The organism is Kribbella sp. CA-293567, from assembly GCF_027627575.1.
Taxonomy (GTDB): Bacteria; Actinomycetota; Actinomycetes; order Propionibacteriales; family Kribbellaceae; genus Kribbella.
This window is the reverse complement of record NZ_CP114065.1, coordinates 2,075,426-2,095,070: the sequence shown is the minus strand read 5'-3', so window position 1 is coordinate 2,095,070 and position 19,645 is coordinate 2,075,426. Positions and strand designations below refer to the sequence as shown.

Here is a 19,645-nt window from a genome sequence, read left to right as displayed (position 1 = left end):
CCCTGCGATCAAAGGTTGCGGTGGCTCTCGACCAGCTTGGCGTAGGTCTTGCCGCTGGTCTTCATCACCCGCTTGCCGGTCGGGTAGTCGACGTACGACAGGCCGAAGCGGGGGGCGTAACCGTAAGCCCACTCGAAGTTGTCCATCAGCGACCAGGCGAAGTACCCGGCCAGCGGCGCGCCCTGCTCGACCGCGCGGACACAGGCGGCCAGATGCCCTTCCAGATAAGCGGTCCGGTCGGTGTCGTCGACGTTGAACTCCGCGTCGGGCTGGTCGACCCAGGCCGAACCGTTCTCGGTGATGTAGATCTTCTCCGCGCCGTACTCCTTGGCCAGCCGCAGGATCAGCTCCTCCAGACCCGCCGGGTGGACCTCCCAGTCGAGCATGGTGTGCGTCGGGTTCGGGCCCGGTACCTGGCTGAATCCCAGCAGCGGAACGGATTCGTCGGCCTGGACGATCTGCCGGAAGTAGTAGTTCAGCCCCACGAAGTCGGTCGGCGCACCGATCAGCTCGGCGTCCCCGGGCTGCTCGGGCAGCTCGACGCCGTACACCTCGACCATGTCCGCCGGGAAGCCACGGCCGAACAACGGGTCGAGCCACCAGCGATTGATGTGCCCGTCGGCGACCTGCGCGGCGCGGATGTCGGCGGCCGCGGTGGAGGCCGGTTCGATACCGCTGAGGTTGACGACCAGGCCGACCGACGGCGGCTTCGGCGCCGACTCACGCAGCGCCGCCATCCCCAGCCCGTGCGCGAGCATCAGGTGGTACGACGCCCGCACCGCGGTCGCCGGATCCTTGATCCCGGGCGCCATCCGCCCTTCCCAGTGGCCGATCCAGGCCGAGCACAGCGGCTCGTTCAGGGTCGCCCAGTCGGTCACCCGATCGCCCAGCCGGGCCCCGACGACGGCCGCGTACTCCGCGAACCGGTACGCCGTTTCGCGGTTGTCCCAGCCGCCGAGGTCCTGCAGCGCCTGCGGCAGATCCCAGTGGTACAAGGTGACGTAGGGTTTGATGCCGTTGGCAAGCAGATCGTCGACCATCCGGTCGTAGAAGGCCAGACCGGCCTCGTTGACCGCGCCGGACCCGGTCGGGATCACCCGCGGCCAGGCGATCGAGAACCGGTACGCGTCGACGCCGAGCTGCTTCAGCAACTCGAGATCCTCCGGCCAGCGGTGGTACGAGTCGCACGCGACGTCGCCGTGGTCACCGTTGTCGATCGCGCCGGGGACGCGGCAGAAGGTGTCCCAGATCGACGGCAGCCGGCCGTCGGCGTCGACCGCGCCCTCGATCTGGTACGCCGAGGTGGCGGTACCCCAGACGAAGTCCTGCCGGAGCGGGGAGAGCTCGACCATCGGTGACCCCCAAGGGGTTAGTAGGCGGGTTTTTTCAAAGCATAGTTGAAGTCTTGAATCTCGGAACAGAAGTTCACGTTCCGGAACCGCCGGAAGTGAGGCGGCGAGGATCAGCTCCGCGGTACTGCGATCAGCGGGCGCCGGAGATGTACTTCCGCGGCCGGGGCGCGACGGCGCCCCCGTCGAGGAGGAGCCGGAGGATCGGCAGCGTGGCCGCGCCCATCGCCACCGCGTCGCGGCCGAGCTCGCACAGCTCGATCGAGACCTGGGCGTAGGGCTGCCGGAGAGCGTGCCGGCCGACCGCTTCGCGCAACTGCGGCAGATAGAGGTCGCCCAGCAGCAGGCCGGACCATCCACCGAGCACGATCCGCTCGGGATTGAACAGATTGACCAGGCCGGCGAACCCCGCGCCGAGGTAGCCGATGGTGTCCTTGATGATCTCGGCCGCGAGCAGGTCGGTCTGAGCCAGGTCCAGCAACTGGTTGAAGGCCGCTTCCTCGTCGGCCTCGACCGGGAACTCCTGGCCACCGGAGAAGCGGTAGCGTTCGAGCACACCCTCGGCGCCGACGTACGCCTCCAGGCAGCCCTCAGCGCCACAGCGGCACCGGCGACCGCCGTACCTGATCGTCGTGTGACCCCACTCCCCCGCGCTGCTGCGGGCGCCGCGGTAGCTGGAACCGCCGGTGACAAGCGCGGCTCCGACCCCGGATCCGACCAGCGCGACGACCGCATCGGTCGCGCCGCGCCCGGCCCCGAACCACATCTCGGCCTGCCCCAGCGCGTTGGCACCGTTGTCGACCTGCACCGGGATGTCCGTCCTGGCCGCGAGCAACGCACCGAACGGCACCGCGTCCCAGCCCAGGGTCTGAGCGTGCACGATGGCGTTCACCGGCCCTTCGACCACTCCGGCCACCGCGACGCCGAGACCGAGCACCTTGTCCGGCTCGATCCGCGCGTCCCGGAGCACCTCGGACAGGCCGGCCAGCACGTACTTCACGGCCAGCTCGGGCGGCGGCTTCGGCGTCTCGATCGGGTAGACCTTGGTGGCCAGCACGTTCATCGCCAGGTCGAAAAGCTCGACCCGCACCCGGGTCTCGCCGACCTCGGCGCCGACGACGTACCCGAAGGTCGGGGCGACCCGCAGCAGAACGCGCGGCCGGCCACCATCGGACTCGACCGAGCCGGCTTCCTCGACCACGCCCTCGTCGAGCAGCTCACCGACCAGGTTGCTCACGCTCGCCGCGCTCAGCGACGTCTGCTGCCCCAGTTCGAAGCGGCTGAGCGGGCCGTAGTGGTAGATGTTCGTCAGCAGCACCGAGCGGTTGGACCGGCGCATGTCGCGCACCGTGGTCCGGCGTACATCCATTGTTTGCGGTCCACCCTCGAAAAGCCTCGGAGTCACGGCCGGCCGGAGGCTGAGATCGATACCTCGCCGGAGAAGTCCATCATGCACCAGCGGTCGTCCGGAAGAGCTCGGCGAACAGCAACCTGTGGACAACGATGGACTTCTTACAAATCGTGAACTTAGTCCTGATTCGTTATCGCACCGTGATTGACGTGAGCTGACTCACTCGGCTTCACTCTACGGAACCGCTTCCGAAACCGGTTCCGAACATCCCGTTCATCTGCCGGCAACAGAAACCCCAACCGCCCGAGGGGAGCTGAAGTGTCGATCACCATCGCCGACGTCGCCGCCCGTGCGGGAGTCAGCAAGACCACCGTCTCCCGTGTCCTGAACGGCAAGGGCGAACTCGACATGCGCACCGCCGAGCGGGTCCGGCAGGTGATCGCGGAGCTCGGCTACGTGCCGAGCGCCCGCGCCGTCGGACTGGCCCGCGGCCGCACCCGGATCGTCGGGATGCTGGTCCCCTCGCTGACCTGGCCCTGGATGGGCGAGGTGCTGCAGGGCGCCGTGGACGTGGTCGAGTCCGAGGGCTACGGCCTGCTGCTGTTCACCTGCAACCGGGGTGAGGAGTCGATGCAGCAGTTCGCCTCGCAGGTCTCGGCCCAGTCCTTCGACGGCCTGCTGGTGATCGAGCCGGAAGGCACGCTCGCCTACATCGAACAACTGCACTCCCGCGGCCTGCCCGTCGTCCTGATCGACGACCGGGCCAAGCAGCCGGTCTTCCCGTCCGTCGCCACCACCAACCGCGCCGGTGGCGCGGCCGCGGCCCAGCATCTGCTGGAACTCGGCCGGCACCACCCGCTGGTGATCACCGGCGTGGGCTGGTTCGGCTGCACCCAGGAACGCCTGGACGGTTTCCGCGACACCTACGCGGCGGCCGGTATCGAGCTCGACCCACGGCTCGTCTTCGAAGGCGACTTCACCCACGACTGCGGTCGCAAGGGCGTCCAGCAGGCCCTCGACGCCGGATTCCGGTTCGACGCGATCTTCGCGCACAACGACCTGTCCGCCGGCGGCGCCATCCAGGCCGTCCGGGAGACCGGCCGGAACGTGCCGAACGACGTGTCGGTGGTCGGGTTCGACGACATCCCCTACGCCCAGCACACCGAACCGCCCCTGACCACGGTGCATCAGCCGATGCGCCAGATGGGTCAGGCGGCGGCGCGGATGCTGATGGGCTACTTCGGCGGCAAGCCGCTGCCGGAGGAGCCCCAAGTGCTGCCGACGACGCTGATCGTCCGCAGCTCAACCGCCCCGGTGGCCGCCCGCCACCCCCTCGATCGTTAGAACCGCCGCAAAAGCTCCGGCGGCGGGGTGGCTGCCCCCGCCCCGCCGCCGGTGACAGCACCGCACCACGAAGACAGCTCAGCACCGATACCGATCTGTTAGCGCCGCCGATATTCCCATGAGAGCGCTTTCACGGCACGATGCGAAGGCCCCCCAGGCTCCACCCGACCGTCAATCGACAGTCATCCGCCAACCAGTTGGACGAAACACAGGAGGAACGATGCGAGCTCGACGCTCAGTCGCGCTAGCCCTCACGGGCGTGCTCGCGGCAGTCACACTGGCTGCCTGCAGTAACGGGGATGCCAAGAACGAGACGGCCGGCGCCGTCAGCACCGCGACGGTGCTGAACGTCGGCATGCCGAACGGTCCCCAGACCGAGAACCACAACCCCTTCCTGGGCTCGTCCTCGGGGGCCTCGCTGGGCTACCGCTGGATGATCTACGAGCCGCTGGTGATGATCAACGGCATCAAGCCCTCCGAGCCGGGCAAGCCCTGGTTGGCCACGGAGTGGAAGTGGGCCGACAACTTCACCAAGCTGTCGCTCACCGTCCGCGACGGCGTGAAGTTCTCCGACGGCTCGCCGATGACGGCCGACGACGTCGCGTACTCCTTCCAGCTCCGCAAGGACAACGAAGGCCTGAACATCGACGCCATCCCGTACGGCACGATCACCGCCACCGGGAACAAGGTCGACCTGACCTTCACCAAGTCCCAGTTCACCAACCAGAACAAGATCCTCACCGTGTTCGTCGTGCCGAAGGCGCAGTGGTCCGCGCTCAAGGACCCGAACCAGGACACCCTGAAGAACCCGATCGGCACCGGCCCGTACAAGCTGAAGTCGTTCACCCCGCAGAGCACCACGCTGGAGGTCCGCGACTCGTACTGGCAGGACCTGCCGAAGGTCAAGGAACTGCGGTACACGTCGTACAACGACAACAACGCGCAGACCACCGCGTTGTCCAACGGCGCCTCGGAGTGGAGCTTCGTCTTCGTCCCGAACGTGAAGACGGTCTTCCAGAAGAAGGACGAGAAGAACCACAAGGTCTGGGCGCCGGCGAACCTCGGCATCCACGGCCTGTGGATCAACACCACCGTCAAGCCGTTCGACAACCCGGCGCTGCGGCGGGCGATGAACAAGGTGATCAACCGCGACGACATCTTCATGCAGGCCGAGGCCGGCTACTTCTACCCGAAGATCGAGTCCGACACCGGCATCCCGCTGCCGGCCGGTGAGCCGTTCATCTCCGCGGAGTTCAAGGACAAGAAGCACTCCGTCGACGTCGAGGCCGCCAAGACCGAACTGGCGAGCGCCGGCTTCAAGCTCGAGGGCGACGTGCTGAAGGACCCGGCCGGCAAGCCGGTCACCATCGCGCTGACCGACCCGGCCGGCTGGTCGGACTACATCACCAGCCTGGAGATCATCAAGGACAACCTGTCCACGATCGGGATCAAGGCGACCGTCGACAAGGCCAACCAGGACGCCTGGTTCAAGGCCTTCGACGAGGGCACCTTCCAGGCCGGCATGCACTGGACCAACGGTGGCGCGACGCCGTACGACATCTACCAGAACATCATGGACGGCAAGCTGCTCAAGCCGATCGGCAAGGGCGGCGTGAGCGGCAACTACGGCCGCTTCAACTCCCCCGAGGCCACCAAGGCGCTGGACGCGTACGCCAACGCCACCGACGACGCGGCCCGCACCGAGGCGCTGAACACGCTCCAGAAGATCATGGTCGAGCAGATGCCGATCATCCCGACCGGAGCCTCCAACGTCGGCGCGCTGTACAGCACCAAGAACTGGCAGGGCTGGCCGGACGAGGCCAACCCGTACGGCCCGGCGCAGCCGACCCAGCAGAACGCACTCCAGATCGTCCTGAACCTGAAGCCCGCGGGCTCCTGAGGAATCGCCGCGGCCGGGATCCCACCACCTGGGGATCCCGGCCGCGGTGCCGCGATCGAGCTAGGAGTATCGAGAACGTCATGACGGCGACCCAGACAGAGCAGTCGACCACGGGCGACGTGGTCCTCGAGGCCGAAGGCCTCACCAAACACTTCCCCGTACGGCGGGGGCTGCGCGACCTGTTCTCCAAGGAGCGCAAAGCCGTCCACGCGGTGGACGACGTCCGGCTGACGCTTCGCCGGGGGCGGGTCACCGCGCTGGTCGGCGAATCCGGCTCGGGCAAGTCCACCGTGGCCCGGTTGATGGCCCAGCTCTACACCCGCACCGACGGCGACATCCGGCTGCACGGTGACTCGGTCACCGTGCGCGGCGGGCGCGGCTTCCGCGCCTACTGCCGCCAGGTCCAGATGATCTTCCAGGACCCGTTCGCCTCCCTGAACCCGGTCCACACCGTGCGGTACCACCTGACCCGGGCGCTGAAGATCCACGGCCGCGCCGGCAAGGGCCAGGCCGAGCTGGAGCAGAACCTGAACGCCCTGCTGCTGCGCGTGCAGCTGACCCCGCCCGAGCGCTACCTGGACAAGTTCCCGCACGAACTGTCCGGCGGCCAGCGCCAGCGGGTGTCGATCGCCCGCGCCCTCGGCGCCAACCCCGAGGTGCTGCTGGCCGACGAGCCGGTCTCGATGCTCGACGTGTCGATCCGCCTCGGCGTACTGAACTTGCTCCGGGACTTGAAGGAACGACTGAACTTAGCCATCCTCTACATCACCCACGACATCGCCTCGGCCCGGTACTTCGCCGACGAGACCCTGGTGATGTACGCCGGCCGGATGGTCGAGGGCGGCGACTCCGAGACCGTCACCCAGAATCCGGCGCACCCGTACACCCGGCTGCTGATCGAGAGCGCGCCGGACCCGGACCGGCTGGACCGGGTCGGTGACCCGAAGGACGCCCCCGAGGACGAGGGCGGCGGCGAGCCGCCCAGCCTGATCGCACCGCCGACCGGCTGCCGGTTCCACCCGCGCTGCGTGCACGCGATGCCGAAGTGCTCCACCGAACTGCCGCCCAGGTTCGAGTTGCCGGTCATCGCCGGCGAGGGCGAACACTGGGCCGCTTGCTGGCTCTACGAGGAAGGGGCCGCCAAGTGAAGTTCCTGCTGCAGCGGATCGCGTTCTACCTGTTCACCGCCTGGGCCGCGATCACGATCAACTTCTTCATTCCCCGGATGATCCCGGGCGACCCGGTCACCTCGCTGATCAACAAGTTCCAGGGCCAGATGAGCACCGAGGCGATCCAGTCGCTGTACGTGCTGTTCGGCCTGGACAAGAACGCGAGTCTGTGGAGCCAGTACACCGACTACTGGGCCCAGGTGTTCCGTGGCGACCTCGGGCTGTCCTTCACCTTCTTCCCGACCCCGGTCTCGGAGGTCCTCGGCCAGAGCCTGCCGTGGACCATCGCGCTGGTCGGCATCACCACCGTGATCAGCTTCGCCCTCGGCACCGGCCTCGGCGTACTGGCCGGCTGGCGGCGCGGCTCCTGGCTCGACGGCCTGCTGCCGGTGACGACGTTCATCTCGTCGATCCCCTACTTCTGGCTCGGCCTGCTGGCGATCGCCCTGCTGGCAGGCAGTGGCAGCTTCTTCCCGTCGTCGGGTGGCTACGAGCCCGGCCTGGTGCCGTCCTGGAACGGCGAGTTCATCGCCAGCGCCGTCCAGCACAGCCTGCTGCCGGCCATCACCATCCTGATCTCCTCGGTAAGCGGCTGGATCCTCAGCATGCGCAACATGATGGTCACCGTCGCGTCGGAGGACTACATCACCGTCGCGCACGCCAAGGGCCTGTCCGAGCGCCGGGTGATGCTCAACTACGCCGCCCGCAACGCGCTGCTGCCGAACGTGTCGGGGTTCGCCCTGTCGCTCGGTTTCATCGTCGGCGGCACGCTGCTGGTGGAGATCGTCTTCTCCTACCCCGGGATCGGCTACAACCTGTTCCAGGCCGTCGGTTCCAAGGACTACCCCCTGCTGCAGGGCATCTTCCTGGTGATCACGATGTCGGTGCTGGTCGCCAACCTGATCGCGGACGTCGCCTACCTGCTCCTCGATCCCCGTACCCGCAAGGAGGGCTGACCGATGTCCGCACCAGCCAGCACCGTCACGGCGGTCACTCCCGAAGGCCCGGCCACCGCCGCCGTACCGGCCAAACGTCAGCGGCTGCGATTCGTTGCCAACGGCAAGGCCGCGACCGGCCTGATCACGCTCGCCTTCTTCTGCCTGATCGCGATCATCGGTCCCTGGATCGCGCCGTTCGACCCGTCGGCGCGCAGCAGCGACCTGCTCCAGCCGCCGTCCGGCAAACACTGGTTCGGCACCACCCACCTCGGCCAGGACATCTTCAGCCAGATCCTGGTCGGCACCCGGGGCGTGATGTTCGTCGGTCTGCTGGCCGGCATCATCGCGACCGCGTTGTCGGTCCTGATCGGAGTCAGCTCCGGCTTCCTCGGCGGCGCCGCCGACGAGAGCCTGTCCGCGCTGTCGAACGTGTTCCTGGTGATCCCGGCCCTGCCGCTGATCATCATCGTCGCCTCCACCATCCCCGGCGCGGGCGACCTGATGGTTGCCCTCGTCATCGGTTTGACCTCGTGGGCGTGGGGAGCCCGGGTACTGCGGGCGCAGACCCTCTCGCTGCGGCGGCGCGACTACGTCGAGGCCGCCCGGGCCACCGGTGAGAGCACCTGGCGAATCATCACCGTCGAGATCCTGCCGAACCTGACCGCGATCATCGCCTCCGGCTTCGTCGGTACGGTGATCTTCGCGATCATGTCCGAGATCACCCTGGCCTTCATCGGCATCTCGACCATCTCGGAGTGGAACTGGGGCACCATCCTGTTCTGGGCGCAGAGCCAGCAGGCCCTGGCCCAGGGCGCGTGGTGGTGGTTCGTCCCGGCCGGTCTGGCGATCGCGATCCTCGGTACGGCGCTGTCGCTGATCAACTTCGGCATCGACGAGTTCGTCAGCCCGCGGCTGCGCAGCTCCGGCAGCACCAAGATCAAGACCACCGACGGCCGGACCGTCAAGATGCGGGTCGGCTTCACCCCGGTGCTGAACACCTCCAGCAAGGACGCCCCGGTCACGCCGGTCGTGGGTAGGACCAAGGAAGCGAAGGGCGTGGCATGAAGGCTCCTGTTCTCGAGATCAAGGACTTCAACGTCGACTACGGCCTCGGCGAGCAGTCAGTCCAGGCGGTCCGCGACGTCACCCTGACGCTGCACCGCGGTGAGGTGCTCGGCCTGGCCGGCGAGTCCGGCAGCGGCAAGTCGACCCTGGCCTACGGCATCACCCGGCTGCTCCCGCCGCCCGGCGTGATCAGCGGCGGTTCCGTGATCTATCACCCGCCCGGCGGCGACCCGTACGACGTGATGAAGCTGAGCAACGCCGAGCTGCGGGCGTTCCGCTGGGCCGAGACCTCGATCGTCTTCCAGGGCGCGATGAACTCGCTCAACCCGGTGCACAAGGTCTCCACCCAGATGCTCGACGTGATCCGCGCGCACGAGCCGCAACTGTCCCAGGAGGCCCGGCTCGCGCGGGCCAAGGAGATGCTCAAGCTGGTCGGCATCTCCGCGGACCGGATGGACGCCTACCCCCACCAGCTGTCCGGCGGGATGCGGCAGCGGGTGATGATCGGGATGGCGCTGGTGCTGGAGCCGCAGGTCGTCATCATGGACGAGCCGACCACCGCGCTGGACGTGGTCATGCAGCGCCAGATCCTCGCCCAGCTGGTCGAACTGCGAGAGCGGCTGGACTTCTCCGTGCTGTTCATCACCCACGACCTGTCGCTGCTGGTCGAGTTCTCCGACCGGATCGCGATCATGTACGGCGGCCGGATCGTCGAACAGGCCAAGTCGGCCGATCTCTACAAGGACTCCCTCCACCCCTACAGCGAAGGGCTGCTCAAGTCCTTCCCTGCCCTCCGTGGTCCGCGCAAGGAACTGGCCGGCATCCCCGGATCGCCGCCCGACCTGCGCGGTATGCCCACCGGTTGCGCGTTCCACCCGCGGTGCCCGCACGCGTTCGACCGCTGCTCGACGGAGATCCCCGTCCTCGGCGTCCCCGAGGCCAGGAACGACCCGAACCGCGAGGTGGCCTGCTGGCTGCCCGGCCGTGTTCCCGTCGGCTGATCTCCCACCACCAACCACGAAGGGAGCCAGTACGACGCTCGCCCACCGGCGGGCGCCGTACGCCACCTATGAACACCACCGCTGTCCCCACCTCCGCAGTGTTCACCGCGCCGGCGGCCGAGCAGGAACTGATCTCCAGCCTGCCGCCGGGCTTCCGCTGGGGTGTCGCCACCTCGGCCTACCAGATCGAGGGCGCCGTCGACGTCGACGGCCGGACCCCGTCGATCTGGGACACCTACTGCAGGGTCCCCGGCGCCATCGACAACGGTGACGTCGGTGACATCGCCTGCGAGCACTACACCCGGATGCCCGCCGACGTCGCGCTGATCAAGGAACTCGGGCTCGACACCTACCGGTTCTCGGTCTCCTGGCCGCGCGTCCAGCCCGGCGGCAAGGGTGGGGTGAACCCGGCCGGCATCGCCTTCTACGACCGACTGGTCGACGAGTTGCTTGCCCAGGGCATCGACCCGTGGGTGACGCTGTACCACTGGGATCTCCCTCAGGAGCTCGAGGACGCGGGCGGCTGGCCGGTGCGCGACACGGCGTACCGGTTCGCCGACTACTCGATGCTGGTCTTCGATGCGCTGAGCGACCGGGTGGACACCTGGACCACGCTGAACGAGCCCTGGTGCTCCGCGATGCTCGGTTACGCGTACGGCGCCCACGCGCCCGGCCGCCAGGATTACCCGGCCGCTGTCGCCGCGGTGCATCACCTGCTGCTCGGCCACGGTCTCGCCACCGAGCGGATGCGCGAGGCAGCTCCCCGCAAGCTCGACATCGGCATCACGCTGAACGCGGCCACGGCGTACCCGGCCAGTGACCAGGAGCCGGACCTCGAGGCGGCTCGCCGTGCCGACGGGATGGGCCGCCGGCTTTACCTCGACCCGCTCGTACACGGCCGCTACCCCGCCGACGTGATCGCCGACCTGGCCGCCGAAGGGGTCGAGATCCCCGTCCAGGAAGGCGATCTGGCCACCATCTCGGCGCCGATCGACGTGCTGGGGATCAACTACTACTTCAGCCAGCAGTTCACCGGCTTCGACGAGAACGGCCGCACGGTCGGCGACGACGGCCTGCCGATCACCCGCAGCCTGCCGCTGAACCGGCCGCGCACCGCGATGGACTGGGAGATCGTCCCGGAGGGCTTCACCGACCTGCTGGTCGGGATCAGCAAGGAGTACCCCGGCCTGCCGATGGTGATCACCGAGAACGGCGCCGCCTTCGACGACATCGCCGACGAGAACGGCTACGTCGCCGACGAGGGCCGGACCGCGTACTTCGCCACCCACCTGGCCGCCGTCGCCGAGGCGATCCAGCAGGGCGCCGACATCCGCGGCTACCTCGCCTGGTCCCTGATGGACAACTTCGAGTGGGCCTACGGCTACGAGAAGCGCTTCGGCATCGTCCGGGTCGACTATGAGACCCAGGCCCGGATCCCGAAACAGAGTGCCCTCTACCTGAAGGACGTAGTTCAGCAGCACCGCTTGAAGTAACTGCTGTAAGAAGCTGCTGAACGGCCCGGGCGCCTGGCGTCCGGGCCGTTGGCATGCCCAGAGCTCAGTCGCGGACGTACCGACGGGCTTCCTCGCGGGCCTGGTAGCGGGACCTGCGGTTCTCGGCGGCGTTCATTCCCTGGCGCTCTTTGACACAGCCACGGACGCTGCAGCCGGCGCAGCAGGTGGCGCGGTAGAAGATCGCGGCGGGGTGGTCCCAGCGGCAGCGGGTGTCGGGGGTCTCGCGGGTCGGGGCCGGAGGCAGGTCACAGGGGCCGAAGCGGTGGTCATGGACCGCGCGGGGGGCATGCTCGATGTGACGAACCCACAGGGGTTTCGTCTTGTCTGTGCGGGACATCTCGTTCCTCTCGGAACCGCCGCCGTGCCACCCGGACCGTCCGGGGGTGGGCGGCTAGGTTCGCCGCTGCATGGCATCTCCTTTCGCTTCGACGTTCGCTGAGACCAGCCTTGCAGGATAGCGTAGTTCCGGATCGGAGTCGTCACCCTGACTGGCGCGACTCGACACCGACAGTCACCCAGGTGACCAAGAGGTGCCCACTGGTGCCCAACCCCTCGGGGATCTGATCCAATAGACGTCAGTGGTGGTCGGTGTTCCCGCGAAGTCACCGACCACCACACTCAGTACCGGCCGAGCATCAGGTCTTCGGTGCGATCAGTGCCTTCAGCAAGGTCGCGGTCGGTGCCGCCGGGTCGGCGCCGGGGTGGGGATCACTGCGGACGAGGGCGCGGTACGGTCGGTGGACCAGATGCGCCACGCTTGGCGCAGCCCGGTGTGGACACACGAGGACGGATCTTTCGCGGAATGGTGACCGAACCCCCGACGAACGAGGTAGTCGTCGATCTGGACGACGGCGGCCGCTGGACCTCGCTGTTCCTCGGCGGCCGCGAGTGGCTGTGGGGCGGCCCGGGCCTGATCTCTGGCGAGCGGGAAGGCTTCACGACTTATATCGACGTCGGTGGTCTTGATGAGTGCTTCCCCACCGTCCGCGGTGTCCCCGACCACGGCGGCCTCTGGAACCAGCCGTGGGGTTCACTCGACGAGGACGATGACTGGGACGTCGTCCCGTACGACGACGCGGTCCTGCTCCGCCGCTTCAACGGCGGCGACGCTCCTGCCGAGATGGACGAGACCGGCGCTATCTGGGCCGACTACCGCTTGATCGCTCCCCCGGGTTACCGCTTCATCTGGGCCGCCCACGCCCTTCTGGACTGCGCGGTCGGCGCTGTCGTCGACGTGCCAGCGGAGACCGTGGGGCGTTTGTATCCCCAGGACGGATCGGGCTGGAAGGAAAGCGGCAACTGGTCTGACCTCGGCCTCGCCACCTACGGTCCGACAGACGGTACTGCGGTCGGCGCGGTGCTCGTCGACTGCCCGACGGCTTCTGTTGTCGACGGCCCACAGACGCTGACCTTCCACTTGAATTGCCCTGGGCAACCGGTTTCGACGGCGGTGTGGCGGAATCTGGGTGGGTATCCGGCAGACGCGCCGTACCGGAGTCTGGGGGTGGAGCCGATGCTGGGCCGGGTCTTCGGGCTGGACGAGGCCGGGCCGGGCGACGCTGCCGTAGTACCGGCTTCGGGTGAGCTCAGCTGGCGACTTGTCGTCACGGTTTCGTCTTCGACTTCGTCCAAGGAGTGAACCAAGTGCAGATGCTCGCGGAACTCACCCAACGCAAGGTACTGGCCATCATCAGGGCCGACGGACCGGACCGGGCGCTGGAGTGCATCCGCGCACTGGTGGCTGCCGGGATCACCATCGTTGAAGTTTCGCTCACCACGCCGGGAGGCGCGGAGGCGATCGCCAGGGCCCGAACAGAGTTCGATGCGTCGGTGCTGATCGGTGCGGGGACCGTCGTCAGCGAGGCTCAGGCAGACGAGGTCGCAGCCGCGCGAGCGGACTTCGTCGTCACGCCGGCCATCACCCGCGGCGCCCACCACAGCGTCGAACTGGGGCTCCCTTTGTTGTGCGGCGCGCTCACTCCGACCGAGATCATCTCCGCCTTGGATCTAGGCGCGATGGCCGTCAAGATCTTCCCCGCCAAGCTCCATGGGCCTGGCTACTTCCGTGAACTCCGCGCTCCGCTCCCCGACGCACCTTTGATCGCGGTCGGCGGAGTCGACGTCACCACCGCCCCGCAGTACCTGCAGTCCGGCGCACTGGCTGTCGGCCTGGGCTCTCCCCTTCTCGGCGACGCCGGCACCGGCGGTTCGCAGTCCGAACTCGCCAGCCGCGCCGCTGCCTTCCTCCGCGCGGTCGCCGATGCCTGACCGCCCTGAGGCTGGCCTGAACGACGGTCGCGCCTTCCCCTCGCTCGAGGAGTTCTGATGACCGACGTACTCACCTTCGGCGAGGCGATGGTCTCGCTACGCTCTTCCCGAGCACTGCGACTAGGCGGCGACGTACACCTGTCGGTCGCCGGATCAGAGAGCAACGTAGCGATCGGCCTCGCCCGCCTAGGCCATGACGTCACCTGGCTAGGTGCCGTCGGCAACGACGAACCAGGTCGCCTGATCCAGCGAACCCTCCGCGCCGAAAACGTCAACACCCGCCATCTACGTTTCACCGACGAGTCCTTCACCGGCTTCATCGCCTTCGACCAGCCGGCCCACGACATCACCCGAGTCAGCTACCACCGCCAAGGCTCCGCCGGCTCAACTCTCACCGCCGAGGAATGCGTAACTGCCCTCACCGGCGCCTCTCCGACTGCCGTGCCACGCATCCTCCACGTCACCGGCATCACCCCAGCTCTCTCGGCAACAGCCCGCGCCGCAACGCTCGCCGCAGTACAGGCAGCCTCCGCCGCCGGAGTACAGGTTTCACTCGACGTGAACTACCGCGCCCGCCTCTGGTCCCGCGCCGAAGCAGCCACCGCACTCCGCGAACTCCTTCCCCACATCACCACAATCTTCGCCTCCGACGACGAACTCGACATCCTCACCGACGCCCCCGACTCAGTCGCCGACCTCCTCAACGGCCACGCGACCGAGGTCGTCACTACCGCCGGCAGCAAAGGCGCCTGGGCCCACACCGCCGAAGGCACCACCCACCAACAGGCCTTGTCGGTAACGGTCGTCGACTCCATCGGCGCCGGCGACGCCTTCGTCTCCGGCTACCTCTCCGCCACCCTCGACAACCTCCCCACCGAAGCCCGCCTCACCCGCGCCACCACCTGCGGCGCCTTCTGCGTAGGCGCCCACGGCGACTGGGAATCCCTCCCCACCCGAGCAGACCTCACCCTCCTCACCCACACCCACGGCACCGCCCTCCGCTGACTTATCCACAGCCCTCAAGAACCACCCCACAGCAAGACCCACATTGCTTACCGTTGACGAGTGACCACGACGGGAGGCGCCCAACTCGAAGACCTCCCGGAGCCCGCCGCGCTACACCGGCGACTGGCACGTCACCATCCCCTCAACTGGGGTGACCCTGTGCCGACCAAGGCCGAACTGCTGAGCGCGCACGGCCAAGAGCCGGTACGACGTGCGCTGGAGACCCTCTGCGCAAGAGTTGTCGACGAGCCGGCCATCACGGCTGAGTTCGTCAGCGCTTTGCCGGACGGCAGCACCACATACAAGCTGGAGTCGAGGGTGAAATCGCCGCTGTCCCTCGCCCGCAAGTACGCCGATCTGCTGGAGACACTCGACGACGACGAGCCGGACGACGTCCTGCGGTACACGATGCTGTCCGATTCACCACAGCAGTTGGTCTCGCAGACCTCCCAGACAGTTGACCGTTTGCGCGCCGCCGGCTGGCGACCAGTCGCGGCGATGCACTCGTACACCGAAGGCAGCCGCTACAAGGGAATCCACGTCGGCTTCCAGCGACAGTCGGGCGAAACCGTCGAGGTGCAGTTCCACTCCGCCGCTTCTGTGAGTGTCAAGGAAGCAACCACAGCGCCGTACGAGATCGAGCGAAGCGCTGAGGCGAACCCTGCCGACCGTGCCGCGGCGCGCGCTTTGTGCATCCAACTGTCGAACTCACTGTCCCCACCTCCTGGCATCGCCAGCCTGCGGACCCTGGGCGGCGTACCGGTCGAGGTCAACACGTTCGGTGATTCACGCCGGTCAGATCCACCGGCGCCTGCGAAGATCAGCACCGACCGCCTGAACTCCAACCACCAGGCCCACAGATCACAGGGCCGCCAAGTCGATGGGACCGGCAGATGAAGCTCTACCTCGTCACCAAAGGCGGCCAGCGCCTGTGGGTGGCCGCACTCGCCCACGAGAACATGTACGGCTACGTCCAGAACACCGGCTTTTTCCACGACAACAACGCCCTGCGCAACGACTTCTACATCGACAACCGCTTCACGTACGAAGAGATCGACATCCCCCGAGCCAAGACCCTGATCGCCGAAGGCGTCGGCCAAGCCGACGAAACCACCCACGCCGACGCCCTGGCGAAGTGGCGCTCAGACCCGCGTCCTCTGTCCCCGGGTGACGTGTACGCCGCCGTGGCTGGCCTGAGACCCTAGGCTGATTGACGATGAGATTGCTGCTGGTCAAGGACGGCGAGCGGGAGGTTTGGGTTGCTGCGTTGGCGCACGAGCACCTGTACAGCTATGTGGCCAACACCGGCTTCTTCCATGACAACAATGCTCTGCGCAACGACTACTACATGGAGTTCGACTTCGAGTACGAGGAAATAGACATCGTGCGGGCGAAGGAGTTGATCGCCGCAGGTGTCGGGCTGCTGGATGAAGACAGCAGGGCCGACGCCCTGGCGAAATGGCGGGCCGATTCTCGGGGGTTGACGCCGGCGGATGTGTTTGCGGCGGTGGCGGGGACCAGGCCGTAGGCGCTCCGCCACCTGTTGCGCGGGCTCTAGATCAGTTCGGCTTGTGCTTGGATCTCCGCCTCCGGGTTGATCGGCAGGACGATCTTGAACCAGGTTTCTCCCGGCTTCGACTCGACTCGCAGGTCGCCGTGGTGTTTCTTGACGACGATTCGCCAGGAGATGTCGAGGCCGAGGCCGGTGCCTTCGCCGATCGGTTTGGTGGTGAAGAACGGCTCGAAGATTCGGGTCTTGATGTCGTCCGGGATGCCAGGTCCGGTGTCGCCGATCTCGACGACCGCGTAGGCGCCGTCGCGTCTGGTGCGGATGGTCAGCGTGCCGGAGCCGTTCATCGCGGAGACGGCGTTGTCGATGACGTTGGTCCAGACCTGGTTCAGTTCGGCCGCGTACGCCGGGATGGCCGGCAGGTCCGGGTCCAGTTCCTTGACGACCGTCAGGCCCTCGAACTTGCCCGACATCATCACCATCGTCGATTTCAGCAGTTCGCGCAGGTCGACGATCTGGTACGGCGCCCGGTCGATCTGCGAGTACTGCTTGGCCGCCCCGACCAGGGTCGAGATCCGGGTCACCGAGTCGTCGATCTCGTTCATCAGCGACTCGGTGTCGATCGTGTACATCAGCCAGCGAACCGCACCTTCCAGGTACTCCGGTCCGACGGCGGTCAGCACGTCTTCCATCCAGGGCACGTCCAGCCCGACCGCTGCCAGCACCGGCGCGACGTCCCAGCTGTTGCGCACGTTGTTGTCGTCCAGCCAGTCCGACAGCGAGTCCTCGGCGTCGGACAACTCCATCGGCGACAGCTCACGCGCCTTGGCGACCCGCTCGACCGCGTCCTCCTGGATCTCGACGATCTTGTGCAGTTTCGTCGCGTCGAGGGTGCCGTCGGCAAGCATCGCGAGTTTGGAGCGCATCCCGGCGACCCGTTGCCGCAGTGTCGCAGCGGCCCGAACCGCCGCCGCGGCAGGGTTGTTGAGCTCATGGGTGAGTCCGGCCGACAAGGAGCCCAGGGCAAGCAATCGCTCCCGTTGCCCCATCGTCTCGTTGTTGCGCCGCATGCCCATCACGAAGCCCTCGATCAGGTGCACCGCCATCGGGAACCAGGTGTTCATCATCGTCGCCATCGCAGCGGCGTCGATCACGAAGAACTCCGACGGCTCCAGCGCGTACATCGAGGCCGTGTAGCCCTTACGGTCGTCGGCGCCGAAGAAGGCGTTGAAGGCACCGGCGTACACACCGCGCTGCGAGGTGCGGTTGGTCTCGACCTCTTCGCCCTGCAGGAGCTTGCACAGCCGGATCTCGCCGGACAGCAACATGTAACAGCAAGTCGCCTCGTCGCCTTCCTTGAAGACGCGGCCCTCGCCGACCGACAGCGTGTGGCCCTCGCGGACCAGCCAGTCGAGTTGCTCGTCGGTCAAGGACTCGAACAGGAACAGCGTTCGCAGTTCGTCGCGACCGATCTCGCGCTGTCCGCCCGCCGCTTCCACGGCCTCAGTCATCAGAGCATCTCCAGATATCGGTGCACCAAGGTCACGGCCATCGCGCCGTCGCCGACCGCCGAGGCGACCCGCTTGACCGACTCGGCCCTGACGTCGCCGGCCGCGAAGACGCCCGGCATGCTGGTCTCCAGGTGGTACGGATCGCGATCCAGCGCCCAGCCTGGCGGCCGCCCGCGCAGGTCGGGTCCGGTCAGCACGAAACCGCGGTCGTCGCGCATCAGGTCACCCGGCAGCCAGTCGGTCCGGGGCGCGGCGCCGATGAACACGAACATCCACTCCGTATTCACCTCCCAGCTCTCCCCGGTCGCGCTGTTGGTCAGCGTCACGCACTCCAGGTGCTCGGAACCCTTGCAGGACACCACCTGCGTACAGGTGTGCACCTCGATGTTGTCGATGGCACCGATCTGGTCGATCAGGTACGACGACATGGTCGCCTCGAGCGAGGGACCTCTGACCAGCATATGCACGCGTTTGGCATGGCGGGAGAAATAGACCGCGGCCTGACCGGCGGAGTTCGCCCCGCCGATGATGTAGATCTCCTGGCCGGCACAGCTCGGGCCCTCGGTGGTCGCCGAGCCGTAGAAGATGCCGCGACCACAGAGGTCCTCCACGCCCGGCGCATCCAGCGTCCGGTACGAGACGCCCGTCGCCAGGATCACTGAGTGGGCAGCGATCTGGCTGCCGTCCGCGAACTGCAGCCGCCGGGCCGACCCGGCGTTCTCCAGTTTGACCACCTGACGCGCGGTCAGCAGCTCGGCCCCGAAGCGGATCGCCTGTCGCCGGGCCCGATCGGTCAGCTGCGCGCCGGAAACCCCGTCGGGGAAGCCCAGATAGTTCTCGATCCGGCTCGACTGGCCTGCCTGGCCACCGGTCGCGACCTGCTCGACGAGGACGGTTCGCAACCCCTCGCTGGCGCCGTACACAGCGGCACCGAGGCCGGCCGGACCGCCACCGACCACGACGAGGTCGTAGAACTCCTCGGCCGGATGAGTCGACAAACCGACCTTGTCGGCCAGCTCGGCCTCCGACGGCGCGACGAGGACCGTGCCGTCCGGCGTGATGACGACCGGCAGCGTCGTACCGTCGATCTCGGCGGCCGTGAGCAGCCGTTGGCTCTCCTCGTCGTCGACGCCCATCCAGCGGTACGGCACGGCGTTGCGGGCCAGGAAGTCACGCGCGCTGAACGACGGTGCCGACCAGCGGTGCCCGATCACCCGGGTCTCGTCGACCGGCAGCTCCGGAATCGACTTCCACAGCTCAAGCATCGAGTCGACCACCGGGTAGAGCTTCTCCTCCGGCGGGTTCCAGGGCTTCAGCAGATAGTGGTCCAGGTCGACCACGTTGATCGCCTGGATCGCCGCGTCGGTGTCCGCGTACGCCGTGAGCAGCACCCGCCGGGCCAGTGGGAAGAGGTCCATCGCCGCTTCGAGGAACTCGATCCCGGACATGCCGGGCATCCGGTAGTCGGCGAGCAGCACCGCGACCGCCTCACCCCGCAGCTTGAGCTCCTTCAGCGCGTCGAGGGCCTGGTCCGGAGACTCGGCCCGGACGATCCGGTGCTCCTCGGCGTACCGGCGGCGCAGGTCGCGGGCGATCGACCGGGAGACCCCCGGATCGTCGTCCACGGTCAGGATCACCGGGCGGGATGTTGACGTTGGCATGACTCAGTAATACCAGCGCCCAGCGACTTTCGCGGAGCGAACGATCAAATACCGTTGGG

At 67.4% G+C, this 19,645-nt stretch carries 18 protein-coding genes; 13 read left to right on the top strand and 5 right to left on the bottom strand.

Features of this window, described 5'->3' with window-relative positions; all coding sequences use genetic code 11:
- Positions 1-8 precede the first annotated feature (8 nt).
- Entirely contained in the window at positions 9-1,352 is a 1,344-nt protein-coding gene (locus OX958_RS10170) for a GH1 family beta-glucosidase (protein WP_270137011.1), read from the bottom strand.
- A gap of 130 nt (positions 1,353-1,482) precedes the next feature.
- On the bottom strand, positions 1,483-2,718 hold the full coding sequence (locus tag OX958_RS10165; protein WP_270137010.1) for an ROK family protein: 1,236 nt from the start codon (positions 2,716-2,718) through the stop codon (positions 1,483-1,485).
- Positions 2,719-3,018: 300 nt separating this feature from the next.
- Between OX958_RS10165 and OX958_RS10160 the strand changes: the two genes are divergently transcribed.
- The 7 genes from OX958_RS10160 (at position 3,019) to OX958_RS10130 (ending at position 11,610) form a co-directional block, all read left to right on the top strand.
- Complete coding sequence (locus OX958_RS10160) at positions 3,019-4,044, top strand: LacI family DNA-binding transcriptional regulator (RefSeq protein WP_270137009.1); 1,026 nt, start codon at positions 3,019-3,021, stop codon at positions 4,042-4,044.
- A gap of 220 nt (positions 4,045-4,264) precedes the next feature.
- Positions 4,265-5,944, top strand: coding sequence for an ABC transporter substrate-binding protein (locus OX958_RS10155; protein WP_270137008.1), 1,680 nt, complete (start codon positions 4,265-4,267; stop codon positions 5,942-5,944).
- Positions 5,945-6,024: 80 nt separating this feature from the next.
- Positions 6,025-7,092: an ABC transporter ATP-binding protein gene (locus tag OX958_RS10150; RefSeq protein ID WP_270137007.1), complete on the top strand. Its 1,068-nt coding sequence runs from the start codon at positions 6,025-6,027 to the stop codon at positions 7,090-7,092.
- The gene (locus OX958_RS10145) at positions 7,089-8,069 is read left to right on the top strand and encodes an ABC transporter permease (RefSeq protein ID WP_270137006.1); all 981 of its coding nucleotides are present in this window, start codon (positions 7,089-7,091) and stop codon (positions 8,067-8,069) included. Before OX958_RS10150 ends, OX958_RS10145 begins: the two co-directional genes overlap by 4 nt.
- A 3-nt stretch (positions 8,070-8,072) precedes the next feature.
- On the top strand, positions 8,073-9,116 hold the full coding sequence (locus OX958_RS10140) for an ABC transporter permease (protein ID WP_270137005.1): 1,044 nt from the start codon (positions 8,073-8,075) through the stop codon (positions 9,114-9,116).
- Positions 9,113-10,117 (top strand): ABC transporter ATP-binding protein, encoded by a 1,005-nt coding sequence (locus OX958_RS10135; RefSeq protein ID WP_270137004.1) that lies wholly within the window; start codon positions 9,113-9,115, stop codon positions 10,115-10,117. Before OX958_RS10140 ends, OX958_RS10135 begins: the two co-directional genes overlap by 4 nt.
- Before the next feature lie 68 nt (positions 10,118-10,185).
- Positions 10,186-11,610 carry a GH1 family beta-glucosidase gene (locus tag OX958_RS10130; protein ID WP_270137003.1) on the top strand — a complete coding sequence of 475 codons (1,425 nt, stop codon included), beginning with the start codon at positions 10,186-10,188 and terminating at the stop codon, positions 11,608-11,610.
- Between the two features lie 64 nt (positions 11,611-11,674).
- Here the strand turns inward: OX958_RS10130 and OX958_RS10125 are convergent, their stop codons facing one another.
- Complete coding sequence (locus OX958_RS10125; protein WP_270137002.1) at positions 11,675-11,968, bottom strand: hypothetical protein; 294 nt, start codon at positions 11,966-11,968, stop codon at positions 11,675-11,677.
- A 465-nt stretch (positions 11,969-12,433) separates the two neighbouring features.
- Here OX958_RS10125 and OX958_RS10120 point away from each other — a divergent pair, with 465 nt between their 5' ends.
- Genes OX958_RS10120 through OX958_RS10095 form a run of 6 tightly spaced genes read left to right on the top strand, consistent with a single transcriptional unit; the run spans position 12,434 to position 16,432 of the window.
- Positions 12,434-13,270 carry a hypothetical protein gene (locus OX958_RS10120; protein ID WP_270137000.1) on the top strand — a complete coding sequence of 279 codons (837 nt, stop codon included), beginning with the start codon at positions 12,434-12,436 and terminating at the stop codon, positions 13,268-13,270.
- 11 nt (positions 13,271-13,281) lie between these two features.
- Complete coding sequence (locus OX958_RS10115) at positions 13,282-13,899, top strand: bifunctional 4-hydroxy-2-oxoglutarate aldolase/2-dehydro-3-deoxy-phosphogluconate aldolase (RefSeq protein WP_270139028.1); 618 nt, start codon at positions 13,282-13,284, stop codon at positions 13,897-13,899.
- Between the two features lie 57 nt (positions 13,900-13,956).
- Complete coding sequence (locus OX958_RS10110) at positions 13,957-14,904, top strand: sugar kinase (protein WP_270136998.1); 948 nt, start codon at positions 13,957-13,959, stop codon at positions 14,902-14,904.
- A 60-nt stretch (positions 14,905-14,964) separates the two neighbouring features.
- Positions 14,965-15,801: a hypothetical protein gene (locus OX958_RS10105; RefSeq protein ID WP_270136997.1), complete on the top strand. Its 837-nt coding sequence runs from the start codon at positions 14,965-14,967 to the stop codon at positions 15,799-15,801.
- Positions 15,798-16,109 (top strand): hypothetical protein, encoded by a 312-nt coding sequence (locus tag OX958_RS10100; RefSeq protein ID WP_270136995.1) that lies wholly within the window; start codon positions 15,798-15,800, stop codon positions 16,107-16,109. The genes OX958_RS10105 and OX958_RS10100 overlap by 4 nt, the downstream gene beginning before the upstream one ends.
- Positions 16,110-16,120: 11 nt before the next feature.
- Positions 16,121-16,432, top strand: a complete 312-nt coding sequence (locus tag OX958_RS10095; protein WP_270136994.1) for a hypothetical protein — start codon at positions 16,121-16,123, stop codon at positions 16,430-16,432.
- 26 nt (positions 16,433-16,458) lie between these two features.
- Here the strand turns inward: OX958_RS10095 and OX958_RS10090 are convergent, their stop codons facing one another.
- Positions 16,459-17,925, bottom strand: a complete 1,467-nt coding sequence (locus OX958_RS10090) for an ATP-binding protein (RefSeq protein WP_270136993.1) — start codon at positions 17,923-17,925, stop codon at positions 16,459-16,461.
- A complete protein-coding gene (locus tag OX958_RS10085) occupies positions 17,925-19,586 on the bottom strand; it encodes an FAD-dependent oxidoreductase (protein ID WP_270136992.1) in 1,662 nt (553 codons plus the stop codon). The genes OX958_RS10090 and OX958_RS10085 overlap by 1 nt, the downstream gene beginning before the upstream one ends.
- Positions 19,587-19,645: the final 59 nt, after the last annotated feature.

Excerpts from the sequence above, each read along its gene's own strand:
- OX958_RS10170 (WP_270137011.1), bottom strand. The coding sequence starts at position 1,352 with ATGGTCGAGCTCTCCCCGCTCCGGCAGGACTTCGTCTGGGGTACCGCC.
- OX958_RS10165 (WP_270137010.1), bottom strand. The coding sequence starts at position 2,718 with ATGGATGTACGCCGGACCACGGTGCGCGACATGCGCCGGTCCAACCGC.
- OX958_RS10155 (WP_270137008.1), top strand. The coding sequence starts at position 4,265 with ATGCGAGCTCGACGCTCAGTCGCGCTAGCCCTCACGGGCGTGCTCGCG.
- OX958_RS10150 (WP_270137007.1), top strand. The coding sequence starts at position 6,025 with ATGACGGCGACCCAGACAGAGCAGTCGACCACGGGCGACGTGGTCCTC.
- OX958_RS10140 (WP_270137005.1), top strand. The coding sequence starts at position 8,073 with ATGTCCGCACCAGCCAGCACCGTCACGGCGGTCACTCCCGAAGGCCCG.
- OX958_RS10135 (WP_270137004.1), top strand. The coding sequence starts at position 9,113 with ATGAAGGCTCCTGTTCTCGAGATCAAGGACTTCAACGTCGACTACGGC.
- OX958_RS10130 (WP_270137003.1), top strand. The coding sequence starts at position 10,186 with ATGAACACCACCGCTGTCCCCACCTCCGCAGTGTTCACCGCGCCGGCG.
- OX958_RS10125 (WP_270137002.1), bottom strand. The coding sequence starts at position 11,968 with ATGTCCCGCACAGACAAGACGAAACCCCTGTGGGTTCGTCACATCGAG.
- OX958_RS10120 (WP_270137000.1), top strand. The coding sequence starts at position 12,434 with ATGGTGACCGAACCCCCGACGAACGAGGTAGTCGTCGATCTGGACGAC.
- OX958_RS10115 (WP_270139028.1), top strand. The coding sequence starts at position 13,282 with ATGCTCGCGGAACTCACCCAACGCAAGGTACTGGCCATCATCAGGGCC.
- OX958_RS10110 (WP_270136998.1), top strand. The coding sequence starts at position 13,957 with ATGACCGACGTACTCACCTTCGGCGAGGCGATGGTCTCGCTACGCTCT.
- OX958_RS10100 (WP_270136995.1), top strand. The coding sequence starts at position 15,798 with ATGAAGCTCTACCTCGTCACCAAAGGCGGCCAGCGCCTGTGGGTGGCC.
- OX958_RS10095 (WP_270136994.1), top strand. The coding sequence starts at position 16,121 with ATGAGATTGCTGCTGGTCAAGGACGGCGAGCGGGAGGTTTGGGTTGCT.
- OX958_RS10090 (WP_270136993.1), bottom strand. The coding sequence starts at position 17,925 with ATGACTGAGGCCGTGGAAGCGGCGGGCGGACAGCGCGAGATCGGTCGC.
- OX958_RS10085 (WP_270136992.1), bottom strand. The coding sequence starts at position 19,586 with ATGCCAACGTCAACATCCCGCCCGGTGATCCTGACCGTGGACGACGAT.